Origin of the sequence: Spiribacter sp. 1M189, from assembly GCF_040838345.1 — a bacterium.
In the GTDB taxonomy this organism is placed as follows: Bacteria; Pseudomonadota; Gammaproteobacteria; order Nitrococcales; family Nitrococcaceae; genus Spiribacter; species Spiribacter insolitus.
This window is the reverse complement of sequence record NZ_JBAKFF010000001.1, coordinates 822,700-837,192: the sequence shown is the minus strand read 5'-3', so window position 1 is coordinate 837,192 and position 14,493 is coordinate 822,700. Positions and strand designations below refer to the sequence as shown.

12 protein-coding genes are annotated in these 14,493 nt (G+C 65.8%); 8 read left to right on the top strand and 4 right to left on the bottom strand.

Going from position 1 to position 14,493, the window contains the following annotated elements; translation table 11 throughout:
• Positions 1 to 19 precede the first annotated feature (19 nt).
• Positions 20 to 796 carry a DUF2189 domain-containing protein gene (locus V6X30_RS04225; RefSeq protein ID WP_367983396.1) on the bottom strand — a complete coding sequence of 259 codons (777 nt, stop codon included), beginning with the start codon at positions 794 to 796 and terminating at the stop codon, positions 20 to 22.
• 113 nt (positions 797 to 909) lie between these two features.
• Positions 910 to 1,278 (bottom strand): phasin family protein, encoded by a 369-nt coding sequence (locus tag V6X30_RS04220; protein WP_367983395.1) that lies wholly within the window; start codon positions 1,276 to 1,278, stop codon positions 910 to 912.
• Positions 1,279 to 1,460: 182 nt separating this feature from the next.
• Between V6X30_RS04220 and V6X30_RS04215 the strand changes: the two genes are divergently transcribed.
• Positions 1,461 to 3,440, top strand: coding sequence for a mechanosensitive ion channel domain-containing protein (locus tag V6X30_RS04215; RefSeq protein ID WP_367983394.1), 1,980 nt, complete (start codon positions 1,461 to 1,463; stop codon positions 3,438 to 3,440).
• Positions 3,440 to 5,437 (top strand): CocE/NonD family hydrolase, encoded by a 1,998-nt coding sequence (locus tag V6X30_RS04210; protein WP_367983393.1) that lies wholly within the window; start codon positions 3,440 to 3,442, stop codon positions 5,435 to 5,437. The genes V6X30_RS04215 and V6X30_RS04210 overlap by 1 nt, the downstream gene beginning before the upstream one ends.
• Here the strand turns inward: V6X30_RS04210 and tsaA are convergent.
• Positions 5,434 to 6,141, bottom strand: coding sequence for a tRNA (N6-threonylcarbamoyladenosine(37)-N6)-methyltransferase TrmO (tsaA, locus tag V6X30_RS04205; protein ID WP_367983392.1), 708 nt, complete (start codon positions 6,139 to 6,141; stop codon positions 5,434 to 5,436). The two genes, V6X30_RS04210 and tsaA, sit on opposite strands and share 4 nt — an antisense overlap.
• Positions 6,142 to 6,171: 30 nt before the next feature.
• Between tsaA and cysM the strand changes: the two genes are divergently transcribed.
• From cysM to V6X30_RS04185, 4 genes are read left to right on the top strand one after another with little or no spacing between them, the layout of a single operon-like run.
• On the top strand, positions 6,172 to 7,065 hold the full coding sequence (gene cysM / locus V6X30_RS04200; RefSeq protein WP_367983391.1) for a cysteine synthase CysM: 894 nt from the start codon (positions 6,172 to 6,174) through the stop codon (positions 7,063 to 7,065).
• Positions 7,062 to 7,832: a 3'-5' exonuclease gene (locus V6X30_RS04195; protein ID WP_367983390.1), complete on the top strand. Its 771-nt coding sequence runs from the start codon at positions 7,062 to 7,064 to the stop codon at positions 7,830 to 7,832. Before cysM ends, V6X30_RS04195 begins: the two co-directional genes overlap by 4 nt.
• Positions 7,833 to 7,836: 4 nt before the next feature.
• Positions 7,837 to 9,168, top strand: coding sequence for a 23S rRNA (uracil(1939)-C(5))-methyltransferase RlmD (gene rlmD / locus V6X30_RS04190; RefSeq protein WP_367983389.1), 1,332 nt, complete (start codon positions 7,837 to 7,839; stop codon positions 9,166 to 9,168).
• A 23-nt stretch (positions 9,169 to 9,191) separates the two neighbouring features.
• Positions 9,192 to 9,833, top strand: coding sequence for an NUDIX domain-containing protein (locus V6X30_RS04185; protein WP_367983388.1), 642 nt, complete (start codon positions 9,192 to 9,194; stop codon positions 9,831 to 9,833).
• Here V6X30_RS04185 and purB read toward each other — a convergent pair.
• On the bottom strand, positions 9,757 to 11,139 hold the full coding sequence (purB, locus tag V6X30_RS04180) for an adenylosuccinate lyase (protein WP_367983387.1): 1,383 nt from the start codon (positions 11,137 to 11,139) through the stop codon (positions 9,757 to 9,759). The genes V6X30_RS04185 and purB overlap by 77 nt on opposite strands.
• Before the next feature lie 56 nt (positions 11,140 to 11,195).
• On the opposite strand from purB, the gene V6X30_RS04175 reads away from it, so the two are divergent.
• Both V6X30_RS04175 and uvrC read left to right on the top strand, forming a co-directional pair.
• Positions 11,196 to 12,590, top strand: coding sequence for a class II fumarate hydratase (locus V6X30_RS04175; RefSeq protein ID WP_367983386.1), 1,395 nt, complete (start codon positions 11,196 to 11,198; stop codon positions 12,588 to 12,590).
• A gap of 79 nt (positions 12,591 to 12,669) precedes the next feature.
• Positions 12,670 to 14,490, top strand: a complete 1,821-nt coding sequence (gene uvrC, locus V6X30_RS04170) for an excinuclease ABC subunit UvrC (RefSeq protein WP_367983385.1) — start codon at positions 12,670 to 12,672, stop codon at positions 14,488 to 14,490.
• Positions 14,491 to 14,493 lie beyond the last annotated feature (3 nt).

The following is a 14,493-nucleotide window of genomic DNA, read 5'->3' as shown; positions in this document are numbered from 1 at the left end:
CCTGCCGCAACGGATAAGGTCAGCGCTCCAGCGTCAGATCCCGACAGGCATGCCAGCTGGCATGGGCGACCAGGGGCATGGCGACGATCAGGCCGATGAATGCGCTCAACATGCCAAGGGTGATCAGCGCGACGATCAATGCCGCCCAGAGGAGCATCACGCCCGGGTTGGCCAGGGTCGCCCTGACGCTCGTGATCGCGGCCGTCACCGGATCGATCGGCCCGGTGATGAGGAGCGGCAGGGCAATGGCGCTGATGGCGAATACGCCGGCGGCGAGTGCCGCCCCAATGGCCAGATAGACGGCAATAAAGGCCGGATCCGCGGCGGATAGGAGAACATCCGTCCAGCCGCCGTCGGTGACCGGCAGCGAGGCGCCGTGAAAGAGCGCGAAGAGGATCGCTGAGATCCGCTCCCAGGACAGCAGCACAAAAGCGAGGAGCACGCCGAAAAGTCCGATGGACCAGGGGTTACTCCGCCAGATGGTCGCCGAATCCCGAAATGTCGTGGGCTCACCCGCCTCACGGCACTGGCTCAGCCGGTAGAGGCCCATGCCGAGGAAGGGGCCGGCGAGAAAGAAGCCCGAAACCGCCGCCGAGAGCAGGTGCGGGCGGCTGCTCGACAGGGTGACCAGGGCGTAACCGACCACGGCAAAGATCACCCCGTAGGCGAGGCTTGCAACGGGCATGGCGACCATATCGCGCAGGCCGGCGGCCAGCCAGCGGAATGGCGCGCCGATGCCGACGCGGCGGACCTCAATGGGTTGATGTTGAGCGGCGGTCGTGGCGGCGGACTGCATGGCGGACTCCTCCCGGTGCTGACGGATCTTTTTTTTATTTTTATCAATTATTAACGCAAAAAGGCCGCCGGGAATACCCCGACGGCCTTTTTTCCGATCCGGCCGGGCCGAACTTACTTGGACTTGGGAGTCGCCGCCTCGGAGGCCGTCTTGACGTTGCTCTCGACGAGCTTGCGCGCCTCGTTGACGAAGTCCTGATTCATGGCGACCACCTTCTCGGCATCGCCCTTGACCCGCTCGCTCATCTCCTTGGCCACCTTCTGCTGCTCCTCGGCATAGGCCTTGAGGGCCTCTGTGTCCTTGATCTCGAGGGCGGCACGGGCCTGCTTCATGCCGATGTCCGTGTAGGTCTTCGCCGCTTCCATCTGGGCGTCGATCATCTTCTCGGCATAGTCCATGGCCAGCTTGGCGTAATCACGGGTCGGGCCCATGAACATCTTCTCGGTCTGCTCGTTAACCTTGCTGAAAGTTTCGTTCGTCATGACGTCATACCTCCGGTTACCTTGTCGATCCAAGACGCTGCAATGTCTTGTTGCAGTGCAATATAACAATGGCGTTGGTGCGATGCAACAAAATTTTTCTGCCAGCGCTTTTTGTTATCCTGCCGCGGTTTACGCCATCTGCTGATGAGCCGATATTCTGAATTCAACCGAGAGGAGCCGGCATGAGTGAAGGTCAATGGCCAGCGTTGGCCGGACAGCTCGATCAATGGCGCAGCGGCCTGTTCGACTGGCTGTCACAGCTCGCCGAGGAACTGCCGGCACTGCCGGGGATACTCGCCCAGCTGGCGGATCCCACTCAGGCGTTGGCGGCCCTGAGGCTCTTCGCGCTGATCGTCCTCATCCTTGTCCTCCAGCGCATCCTGCGCGGGCAAGGCGACCAACTCATCGATCGCCTGGCGGTCTGGCAGCGCTCCGGCGCAGCGGGGCTCGCACCACTGCGTGGTGCCACCGTGATCGTCGCCGCAGTGGGGATCCACGCAGTCAAGATCGCCGTCGTCGCCGCCATTGCATACGGTGCGGTATTGGTGGGCCTGGTGCCGGCACCAACCTGGGCGACGGCGGCAAGCCAGTTCGCGCTGGCCTTCGTCATCGCCGAGATCGGCCGACTGGCGCTGAATGCCTTTCTCGAGCCAAGGGCCAGCTCGGCCCGGGTCCTGCCGATGGATGATGCCGGCGCGACATCCTGGGAATCCCGGCTGTCAGCGCTGATTCGGGCCGGCACCTATGGCCTGGTATTCGCTGTGCCCGGCATCGCCTTACAAGTCCCGGCACTCGCCGAGCTTGCCCAGCTGATTATCGTGGTCATCGTGCTGGCCGGCGTCCTCGCCGCCCTACGGGATGCCCGGGCGGCGGTCCGGGCCTGGCTTCTTGACCTCGGTCATCGTCGCAGGGGGCTTTTCCTCCGGCCGCTGACGCGTGTGCTCGCGCCGGTCTGGCATCTGCTGGCGGGGCTCTACAGCATCGTGATGGCGGCGCTGCTGGTGGCGGCACCCCCCGCCGTTCTGCAATTCACCGTTGAGGCGAGCGCCCTGAGCGTTGTCATCATGCTGATTGCCGGCTTTATCGGGCACTGGTTGAGTAGTCTGGCTCGCATCGGCCGCTATCTGCCGGCAGCGGTGCGGACCCGGATGCCGATGATCCAGGCACGGCTGAATCACTGGCTTCCCAAGCTGCTCGGTGTGGTTCATCTATTGCTGGCCGTCATCGCTCTTGCCCTGATCGCGGATGCCTGGCGGCTCATCGACCTCGGCGCCTGGATGGAGAGCAGCGGTGGCGAGAGTGTCATGGGCGCCGTGGGGGCACTGCTCGGCATCGGCATACTCGCGGTCGCTGTCTGGATCATGGCGGCGAGCTGGATCGAGGATCGGCTCAACCCGGATACCGGCAGCGGGGCGCCCGGGGCGCGGGAGAAAACGCTGCTGGCGCTGTTCCGCAATGCCCTTGCCATTGCCATCGTCACACTGGCCGGAATGGTGGCGCTCGCCGAGATCGGCATCAACATCGGTCCGCTGATCGCCGGTGCCGGCGTGATCGGTCTGGCCATCGGTTTTGGCGCTCAGAAGCTGGTCCAGGACATTATTACGGGTGTGTTCATTCAGCTCGAGGACGCCATCCACACCGATGATTTCATTACCGCGGCGGGGATCAGCGGTACCGTCGAGCGACTCAGCATCCGCTCCGTGGGGCTTCGCGATCTCTCCGGCACGCTGCATATCGTGCCGTTCTCCTCGGTGGATACGGTCTCGAATTACACCCGCGACTTCGGCTACCACCTCGGGGTGTACGAAGTGGCCTATCGCGAGAACATCGGCGACGTCGTCGAGCACCTTCAAAAGGCCTACGAACGGCTCTGCGGCGATGGCGACATCGCCCCGGAGGTCACGGGTCCGCTCGAGGTGGACGGCGTGACGGCGCTGGCCGAGAGCTCAGTGAAGGTGCGGGTCCGCATCCGCAGCACGGCGGGCATGCAATGGGCGGTCGGCCGGGCCTACAACCGTTACGTCAAGGAAGTCTTCGACAACGCGGGCATATCGATTCCGTTCCCGCACATGACGCTTTATTTCGGCGAGGACAAGGCCGGCAACGCCCCGCCGGCCCATGTCGCCCTGACAGATGAGAGCAAGCCGACGAAGGAGGGCTGATGGCAGTGCGCATCGAAGAGGACGTCCGCATCCCGATGGCCGATGGCGTGGAACTCTCGGCCCGGATATGGCGACCCGACGATGCTGGCGAGAAGCCGGTGCCGGCGATTCTCGAGTACATCCCCTATCGCAAGCGGGACCATACAAGGGCCCGGGACGAAACCATGCACCGCTGGCTTGCCGAGCATGGCTACGCCGGCATCCGGGTCGACCTGCGCGGCAGCGGCGAGTCGGAGGGCCTGCTCACCGACGAGTACTGTCAGCAGGAGCTGGATGACGGCTACGCGGTGATCGAATGGCTGGCCCGGCAGGACTGGTGTGACGGCGGCGTGGGCATGATCGGCATCTCCTGGGGCGGATTTAACGGCCTGCAGATCGCGGCCATGCAGCCGCCGGCGCTCAAGGCCGTCGTCACGGTCTGTTCCACCGATGATCGCTATGCCGATGATGTCCACTATATGGGCGGTTGCCTGCTCGGCGACAATCTCTCGTGGGCGTCGGTGATGTTCGCCTACAACAGTATGCCGCCGGATCCGGCCCTCCGCGGCGAGCCCTGGCGCACGCTCTGGCATCAACGCCTGGAGGCGAACGAGCCCTGGATCATCGAGTGGCTCGAGCATCAGAGTCGCGATGATTACTGGCGTCACGGCTCGGTCTGCGAGGACTACAGCGCCATCGAGTGTCCGGTCATGGCGGTGAGCGGCTGGGCCGACGGCTATACCGACGCCGTATTCCGTATGCTCCGGAATCTCACCGTCCCGCGGCAGGGGCTGGTGGGTCCATGGAGTCACAAGTACCCGCATCAGGGCGTTCCCGGGCCCGCGATCGCCTTCCAGCAGGAGACCAAGCGCTGGTGGGATCAATGGCTCAAGGACGAGGACACGCGGATCATGGACGAGCCCATGCTCCGCGCCTGGGTTCAGGAGGCGGCCGAGCCGGCCACCCGCTACCACCATCGCCCCGGCCGCTGGGTGGGGGAGGCGGAGTGGCCGTCCCCCATGGTGTCGACACGGACGCTCTACCCGGGGCGGGGCAGCCATCTGCGCCCGGAGCCGATGGCCGATGACGAGGCGCCTTTCATCCTGCAGTCACCGCTCAGCCTGGGGCTGTTCGCCGGCAAATGGTGCAGCTACGCCGCCGGGCCGGATCTGCCCTACGACCAGCGCGAAGAGGATGGCGGTGCGCTGGTGTTCGAGACCGATCCCCTCGATGCGCCGCTGGAGCTGCTCGGCGCGCCGGTGCTGCGGCTGCGCTTTCGGGTCGACCGGCCGGTGGCCCAGGTGGCGGCCCGACTCTCCGATGTGGCCGTTGACGGCAAGGCAACCCGCGTGACCTATGGCGTTCTCAACCTCAACCACTATGCCGGTCATGACCAGCCGCGCGAACTGGTGCCCGGCGAGGACTATGAGGTGAGGCTCGAGCTCAACGACCTGGGGCATCGCTTTACCGTCGGCCACCGCCTGCGCCTGTCGCTGTCGACCTCCTACTGGCCGCTGGCCTGGCCGTCGCCGGAGCCGGTCTGCTTGCAGGTCATCGGCGCCGGGACCGCGCTGGATCTACCGGTGCGGACCCCCACCGAGCTGGACGATCAGGTCGCATTTGCGGCGCCGGACTACGAGGAGCCCGTGCGGGTGGTCCAGGAACGGGCGCCCGAGCGCCGGTGGCGGGTCCATCGCGATCTGGAGACCTCCGCCTCGGAGCTGGAAGTCATCATGGATGAGGGCGCCAAGGCCATCGAGGATGTCGATCTGGTCATGCGCGACCGGACCTGGGAGTCCTATCGATCGGTCGGCGATGATTTCGGCAGCATCGAAGGCGAGGTAATCGCCCATCGCACCCTGCGCCGCGAAGACTGGCACGTGGAAACCCGCACACGCACGTTACTGCAGGCGGATACCGAGGCCTTCCAAGTCTCTGCCGAACTGGATGCCTGGGAAGGCGGCCAGCGGGTTTTCTCGCGTAACTGGCAGCGGCGCATTCCGCGCCGGTTTGTCTAGGGGGTATCCCGATCCGAGTCGGTGACCGGCGCCACTGCGGTGATCCGGGCCTGCGTGCCGTCGGCCTCCCAAGTTACCTCATGGCCGTGCAGGCGCATGCCGTAGCGGGTTTCACCATCGCCGCGCTGGTAGGCCGGCCGGGGATCGGCGGCCACGGTCTGTTCGATCAGTTCGCCGAGCTGTGGCGATGTATCGGGGAGTGCGGCGCGGGCGGCCGGGCTCCAGCTCACGGCGATGGTCTCGGGTCGCCCCTCGAAGCCAATCGGTGGGCGCGCATCGGGAAGCGCCTCAATGGCGGGCATGTAGGGCTTGATGTCATAGACCGGCGTGCCGTCCAGCAGGTCCTGGCCGCTGATGGCGAGGCCGCGGGCCGGTTCGTCGAGCACCCCCTCAAGGCGGACCAGCGAGAGCCCCAGCCCGTTGGGCCGGAACGGGGCTCGGGTGGCGAATACGCCGTAGCGCTGGTTACCCCCAAGTCGGGGCGGACGCACAGTGGGCCGCCATTCGCTGTTATCAATGGCATGGAAGCCAAAGATCAGCCAGATGTGACTGCAGCCCTGTAGGCCGCGGAGCGCGTCCGGGTCGTCGTAGGGCGGGTTGAACAGCACCTCTGCGGTGGCCGCCGGGACCAGGCCCGGCTGTCGCGGGATCCCGAACCGGGCCTCGAAGTCGCTGCGGATGGTGGCGATCGGCTGGATATCCATCACCGGATTATACTGCGTTACACTCTCGGCATGACATATCCAACCGTTGATCAGTGCGTCGGTAACACCCCGCTGGTAAGGCTTCAGCGCCTGGCGGATACCGGATCCAACACCGTTTTGCTCAAGCTCGAGGGCAACAATCCGGCGGGCTCGGTCAAGGACCGTCCGGCCATGAACATGATCACCCAGGCCGAGGCCCGCGGCGAGATCCGACCCGGTGATACGCTCATCGAGGCCACCAGTGGCAATACCGGCATCGCCCTTGCCATGGCGGCGGCGGTGAAGGGCTACCGGATGGTGCTCATCATGCCGGCCAACATGACCACGGAGCGCCGCGCCTCGATGCGGGCCTACGGGGCCGAGCTGGTGCTCGTGAGCAAGGAAGAGGGCATGGAGGGCGCCCGCGACCTGGCCATGCGGATGCAGGCCGAGGGCCGCGGCCGCGTGCTCGATCAGTTTGCCAACCCCGACAACTGGGGCGCGCATTATCGCGGGACCGGTCCAGAGGTCTGGCGCGACACGGCGGGCGCCGTGACGCATTTCGTCGCCTCGATGGGCACCACCGGTACCATCATGGGCGTCTCCCGGTATCTCAAGGAGCAGAACCCGGAGATTCAGATGGTCGGCGCCCAGCCCCGCGAGGGGGCCAGCATCCCGGGCATTCGCAAGTGGCCCGAGGCCTACCTGCCGAAAATCTTCGAGCCCGCGCGCGTCGATCGCATCGTCGAGGTGGCGCAGGACGAGGCCGAGGACATGACCCGTCGGCTTGCCGCCGAGGAAGGCATCTTCGCCGGCATCTCCAGTGGCGGCACGCTCTGGGCGGCGTTACAGATCGCCCGCGAGGTGGAGAATGCGACCATCGTGAGCATCGTCTGCGACCGTGGCGATCGCTATCTCTCCAGCGGTGTGTTCCCAGATCAATGAATGTCTTCGCCTTCGATATCGAGACCGTCCCGGATGTGGCCGGCGGTCGGCGCCTGCATGGCCTTGAGGGCCTCGACGACGCTGATGTCGCCGAGGCGCTGCTGGCGATGCGCCGCGAGGAGACGGGCACGGACTTCCTGCGCCTGCCGCTGCACCGCGTGGTGGTCATCTCGGTGGCCGCCTGCATCGGCGATCGCTTCACGGTCTTCTCGCTGGGTGATGGCGGTGATGATGAGGCGGCGCTGATCGAACGCTTTTTCGAGGGCATCGAACGCTACGTACCGACCCTGGTGAGCTGGAACGGCAGCGGTTTTGATCTCCCGGTGCTGCATTATCGGGCGCTCATCCATGGCCTGAGTGCACCGCGGTACTGGGAGAACGGCGATCAGGACCGCAGCTTTCGCTTCAACAACTACCAGAACCGCTTCCACGACCGGCACACCGATCTGATGGACATTCTCGCCGGCCATTCGGGTCGGGCCGTGGCACCGCTGGACCAGGTGGCGACGCTCTGCGGGATGCCGGGCAAGCTGGGCATGAGTGGCGCCGCGGTGCGCCACGAGATCGCGGCTGGCAACTTCCCTGGGGTGCGCGACTACTGTGAGCATGATGTGCTGAATACCTATCTTCTCTGGCTGCGCTTTCGGCTGATGCGCGGTGATCTGGATAGGGCCGGGCATGAGCGCGAGTGCGAGCGGGTCCGTGAGGTCCTGGCCGAGGCCGGCAAGCCGCATCTCGACCAGTTCCTCGCGGCCTGGACGGGCTGACGGCATGGGGGGACGACGCGGCCGGCGCCTGCCGAAGGCGCCCATGGAGATCGAGATCGATCGGCTGAGTCACGAAGGCCGCGGCATCGGTCAGCGCGAGGATCGGACGGCCTTCATCCAGGGGGCGCTGCCCGGCGAGACGGTGAGCGCCGAGATCCGCCGCCGCCGTCGGCGCCAGGAAGAAGGCCAGGCGCTCGAGGTGGTGGGCGAGGCATCCACGGATCGGGTCGAGCCGCCCTGTGCCCATTTCGGTGTCTGCGGCGGCTGCAGTCTCCAACACATGGACCCGGCCGCGCAGGTGCGTCACAAGGCCGATGCGCTGGCGGAGTTGCTGACCCACGTGGGCGGTGTCTCGCCGGATCACTGGCTGGCGCCGCTCACCGGACCGACGGCGGGCTATCGCCGGCGGGCCCGACTGGGTGTGAAGTACGTGCCACGAAAGGGTGACCGGGTTCTGGTGGGGTTCCGGGAGCGCTTCAGCCCGTTCGTGGCCGATATCGACAGCTGCCATGTGCTCGATGCGCGGGTCGGGGCGCTACTGCCGGCCCTCGCCGAGCTCGTCCGCGGGCTCAGCATCCCCGACCGGATCGCCCAGATTGAGGTGGCCGCCGGTGATGAGGAAGTCGGGCTGGTCTTCCGTAATCTCCGCCCGCTGGCGCCGGCCGATCGCGAGGCATTGATCGAGTTCGGCACCCGTCAGGGGCTTCTGCTCTTCGAGCAGCCGGGCAATGAGTCCACCGTGGCGCCCCTGGGGCATGAGATGATGCGGTTGCACTATCGCCTGCCCGACTTCGATCTCGATTTCGCCTTCGCGCCGACCGATTTCACCCAGGTCAATGCCGCCATTAATCGGCAGATGGTGAACCAGGCCGCGGATCTGCTGGACGCGGAGTCGGCCAGTCGAGTGCTCGATCTTTTTTGTGGGCTGGGCAATTTCACGCTGCCGCTGGCCGGGCGAGCCGCGGAGGTGATCGGGCTGGAGGGCGCCGAGTCGCTGGTCGAACGCGGCCGCGAGAACGCCACCGCCAATGGCATCGAAAATGCCCGGTTCACGGCCGCCGATCTCACCGCGCTGGAACCCACAGCGGAATCCCTCGGCGGCCCAATTGATCGCGTGCTGTTGGATCCACCGCGCTCTGGCGCGCTCGAGGTGTTGCCCGCGATTGGCCGGCTGCAGCCCGAGCGCATTGTCTACGTCTCCTGCGGGCCGTCGACACTGGCGCGGGATGCCGGCCAGCTTGTCCATGAGCACGGCTACCGTCTGGAGTGCGCCGGCATCATGGACATGTTTCCGCACACGGGGCATGCCGAGGCCATGGCGCTTTTCACCCGTTGACGCGACACAAGGGAGGAGCAACCTTGAGCAGGGACTATGAGATCGTCGCCCGGGAGACGGTCTACGACGGTTTCTTCCGGGTGAGCCGCTTTACCCTCCGCCATGCCCTGTTTGCGGGTGGACAGAGCGAGACGCTGGTCCGCGAGCGCTTCGAGCGCGGGCATGCGGTGGGCGTTTTGCCTTACGACCCCTGGACGGACCGGGTGGTATTGGTGGAGCAGTTCCGCATCGGCGCACTGGAGAGCGGGCTGGGGCCATGGCTGCTGGAGACGGTCGCCGGGATCGTCGAGCCGGGCGAGACGCCGGAAGACGTCGCGCGGCGCGAGTCAGTGGAGGAGGCGGACTGCCAGCTGGGCGAGCTCGTGCCGATCACCCACTATCTGGTCAGCCCCGGCGGCACATCGCAGACGGTGCACCTGTTCTGCGCGCCGGTGGACAGCCGGGATCTGCGGCTAGAAGGCCATGGCAACCCGGCCGAGGGCGAGGACATCCGGCTGCATGTGCTGCCCGCGGAGGAGGCGATCGCCATGGTGGGCCAGGGCGGCATTCAGGCCGCCATGCCGATCATTGCCCTACAGTGGCTCGCCCTTAATCGCGAGTCGTTGCGAGATCGTTGGCGAGACGGGCCGCGAGCCCCGTATAACGGGCCGGCGTCAGCGCCTTGAGCTCGTCGCGCACCGACTCGGGCAGATCAAGGCCGTCGACGAACCGCTGCAGGCCTGCGGCGTCGATGCGTTTGCCGCGGGTCAGCGCCTTGAGCTTTTCATAGGGCTCGGCGATGCCGTGCCGGCGCATGACCGTCTGAATCGCCTCGGCCAGCACCTCCCAGTTGGCATCGAGGTCGGCCGCGAGCCGGTCCTCGTCCACTGCCAGCTTACCCATACCGCGCATGATGGCCTCATAGCCTATGACGCTGTGGGCGAGCCCCACACCGATGTTGCGCAGCACCGTGGAGTCGGTCAGGTCGCGCTGCCAGCGCGAGACCGGGAGCTTCCGCGCCAGGTGCTCCAGCACGGCGTTGGCCATGCCGAAATTACCTTCGGCATTCTCGAAATCGATGGGGTTGACCTTGTGCGGCATGGTCGACGAGCCGACCTCGCCTTCGACGGTGCGCTGGCGGAAGTAGCCAAAGGCGATGTAGCCCCACAGATCCCGGACCAGATCGAGGCCGACGGTGTTCACGCGCGCCAGTGCGTCGAACAACTCGGCGACGCCATCATGGGGTTCGATCTGGGTTGTCCACGGGTTGTAGTCCAGTCCCAGGTTTTCGATATAACGTTTCGAGAATGCAGGCCAGTCGATTTCCGGATAGGCGCTGACATGGGCATTGAAATTGCCGACGGCGCCATTGATCTTGCCGAGGATCGGAACCACGGCCAGTTGCGCGCGCTGGCGCCGGAGCCGTGCCGCCACATTGGCGAATTCCTTGCCCAGGGTCGTCGGCGAAGCGGGCTGCCCGTGGGTCCGGGCGAGCATCGGTGTCTCGGCATGCTCGGCCGCCATGCCTGCCAGGCGATCGATGATTTGATCCACGGCCGGGAGCAATACATCATTGCGCGCACTACGGAGCATGAGGGCGTAGGCGAGATTGTTAATGTCTTCCGAGGTACAGGCGAAGTGAACGAACTCGGTGATGGCGGCCAGTTCCGGCTGATCGGCCATGCGCTCCTTGATGAAGTACTCGACCGCCTTCACGTCGTGGTTGGTGGTGGCCTCAATGGCCTTCACGCGGTCGGCATCGGCCTCGTCGAAATCCGTCGCGATCCGGGTGAGCGCCCGCGCCGCGGCGTCGCTGAGCGGTGGCACTTCGGTGATCGCGCCCTCCGTGGCCAGCGCCTTCAGCCACTCCACCTCGACGATGACGCGGTGGCGGATCAAGCCGTATTCGCTCACCAGAGGCTGCAGCGCCGTGGTCTTACGTCCGTAACGGCCGTCAATGGGGGAAATGGCGGTAAGTTGACTGAGCTCCATGGCCTCCGACCCGTTGTGGGTGAAAACATCAGTTTACAAGAACCGGGGAGATGATGATGAACCAGCAGGGATTCCGTACCGAATCGGACAGCATGGGCGAACTCCAGGTGCCGGCGGATGCGCTTTATGGCGCGCAGACCCAGCGGGCCGTGGACAACTTCGGCATCAGCGGGCAGGGCATGCCGCGGCGCTTCATCCAGGCGCTTGGCCTGGTCAAGGCCTCCACGGCGGAGGCCAACCAGGCGCTGGGTGATCTGGACGCGAAGATCAGTGCGGCCATCGTCGAGGCCGCCGAGGCAGTGGCCGGCGGTGCGCATGATGCCCATTTTCCGGTGGATATCTTCCAGACCGGCTCCGGCACCAGCAGCAACATGAACGCCAATGAGGTGATCGCCCACCTCGCCACGGCATCGCTGGGGGATACCGTCCATCCCAATGACCACGTCAACATGAGCCAGAGCAGCAACGATGTGATCCCCACCGCCATTCATGTCGCCGCGGCGGTGGCCTGCGCCGAGGAGCTGCTGCCGGCGCTGGATCATCTCGCCGAAACCCTCGAGGCGCGCGCCACCGAGCTGCGTGAGGTCACCACCACCGGCCGCACGCATTTGATGGACGCCATGCCGGTCACCCTGGGGCAGGAGGTCGGCGGCTGGGCCTACCAGATCCGCCAGGGTCAGGCCCGCATGCGGGATGCGCTGTCCCGGGTCCATGCCCTCGCCCAAGGCGGCACCGCCGTCGGCACGGGTATCAATGCCCGCCCGGCCTTTGGCGGCAAGGTGGCCGAGGCGCTGGTGCGCCGCACCGGGCTGCCGTTCCGCGAGAGCGAGAATCGCTTCGAGAGCCTCAGTGCCCAGGACGCTGCGGTGGAGCTCTCCGGCCAGCTCAAAGTGGTGGCGGTGAGCCTGATGAAAATCAGCAACGACCTACGCTGGATGAACTCCGGGCCATTGGCCGGTCTCGGGGAGATCGCCCTGCCGGCGCTCCAGCCGGGTAGCAGCATCATGCCGGGCAAGGTCAACCCGGTGATCCCGGAGGCCGTGGCACAGGTCTCCGCCCAGGTCATCGGCAATGACACGACGATTACCGTGGCCGGGCAGTCGGGGAACTTCCAGCTCAACGTAATGCTGCCGGTGATCGCGCAGAACCTGCTGCAGAGCATTTCGCTGCTGGCCAATGCCTCGCGGGCCCTGGCCGATCGGGCGGTGGCCGGCTTCAGCGTCAATCAGGCGCGCCTTGAGGAGGCACTGGGCCGGAATCCGATTCTGGTGACGGCACTGAATACGGTGATCGGCTATGAGCTGGGCGCGAAAATCGCCAAGCGCGCCTATGCTGAGGGGCGTCCCCTCATGGAGCTGGCCCGGGAGATGACCGACCTCTCCGATGATGAGCTCGAGCGGCTGCTCGATCCAAGGGCGCTGACCGCGGGCGGTATTCCCGGTGACGACTGAGCCCTGATCGACCATGCGGCGGACGGGGGGCGGTCAGACGACTGGATCGGCCTCCCGCCCGCCGCGCTAGAATGGCGTCATGACTCAGAGCCGTCGTTTCGATCCGGATCCGGTGCTCAAGACCCTGCCGACGGGGCCGGGTGTCTATCGCATGTTCGATGACACCGGCACGGTGATTTATGTCGGCAAGGCGCGCAACCTCAAACGCCGGGTGAGCAGTTATTTCCGCAAGGGCGCCCACAATGCCAAGACCCAGGCCCTGGTGGGCCAGGTGGCCGACCTTCAGGTCACGGTCACCCATACCGAGGCCGAGGCGCTGATTCTCGAGAACAACCTCATCAAGGAGCATCGACCGCGGTATAACGTTCTGCTGCGCGACGACAAGAGCTACCCCTATATCCATCTCTCGACGCAGCAGGATTTCCCGCGGCTGTCCTTCCATCGTGGTCAGCGGCGGGGGGAGGGGCGCCATTTCGGTCCGTTTCCCTCATCCGGCGCAGTGCGTGAGACACTCAATCATCTGCAGAAGGTCTTTCCCGTGCGCCAGTGTCGGGACAGCTTCTATCGGCATCGCTCGCGGCCCTGCCTGCAGTACCAGATCGGCCGTTGTACGGCGCCGTGTGTGGGCTACATCAGCAAGGCGGACTACGCCCGGGACGTCCGCCATGTCGAGATGTTTCTCTCGGGGCAGAGCAACGAGGTGGTCGATGAACTGGTCGGGCGCATGGAGGCGTCCGCCGAGGCGCTGGATTTCGAGCAGGCGGCCAGGCTTCGGGATCGCATCACCAGCCTGCGCCGGATCCAGGAACGCCAGTATGTCTCCGGGGCGCGCGGGGATGTGGATGTGATCGCCTGCCGGCTGCGCGAGAATCTGGCCTGCGTGCAGGTGTTCGTGATCCGTGACGGCCAGAACCTGGGCAATCAGACCTATTTCCCGCGCACACCCCCCGAGACAACACCGCAGGAGATCCTCTACGCCTTTATTGCCCGCCATTATCTCGGCGAGACGACGCCGGGGGAGTTGCTGGTCAGTCATGAACTGACCGACGGGGAAGTCCTGGAGGAGGCCCTCGGCCATGATGCGGGCCATCGGGTGCGGATCGCCTCGCGCCTGCGTGGCGACCGGCGTCGTTGGATGGATATGGCCGAGCGCAACGCGGAGCATGCGCTCAGCGCCCGCATGGACAGCGAGGCGATCATGGAACGGCGCTTCGAGGATCTACAGCAGGCGCTCTCGCTGGACGAGATCCCCGAGCGCATCGAGTGTTTCGATATCAGTCATACCCGTGGCGAGGCGACGGTCGCCTCCTGCGTGGTCTTCGGGCGCGAGGGCGCCATCAAGGACGACTACCGGCGTTTCAACATTGAAGGCATTACCGGCGGGGACGACTACGCGGCGATGCACCAGGCCCTGGAACGCCGCTTCCGGCGACTCCGCGAGGGGGAGGGTACCACCCCGGACCTGCTCCTGATCGATGGCGGCGAGGGACAGCTGCGACAGGCCGAGGGGGTGCTGGAGGATCTGCAGATCGAGGGCGTGATGCCGGTGGGCATCGCCAAGGGTCCAAGGCGCCGGGCCGGAGAGGAAGTGCTGCTGGTGGCCGGCCGACCGGACAGCATCCGCCTGGCACCGGAGTCACCGGGGCTGCATCTGCTCCAGCAGGTGCGTGATGAGGCGCATCGTTTCGCGATTACCGGCCATCGCAGTCGCCGTGGTAAATCCCGCAATCAGTCGAGCCTGGAGGAGATCGCCGGGTTGGGTCCAAAACGCCGACAGGCGCTGATGAAGCAGTTCGGTGGGCTCAAGGGCATCAAGCGGGCGGGGGTTGAGGATCTCTCCCGGGTACCCGGCATCAGCACGGCACTTGCCGAACGCATTCACGGACACCTCAACGGGTAACCG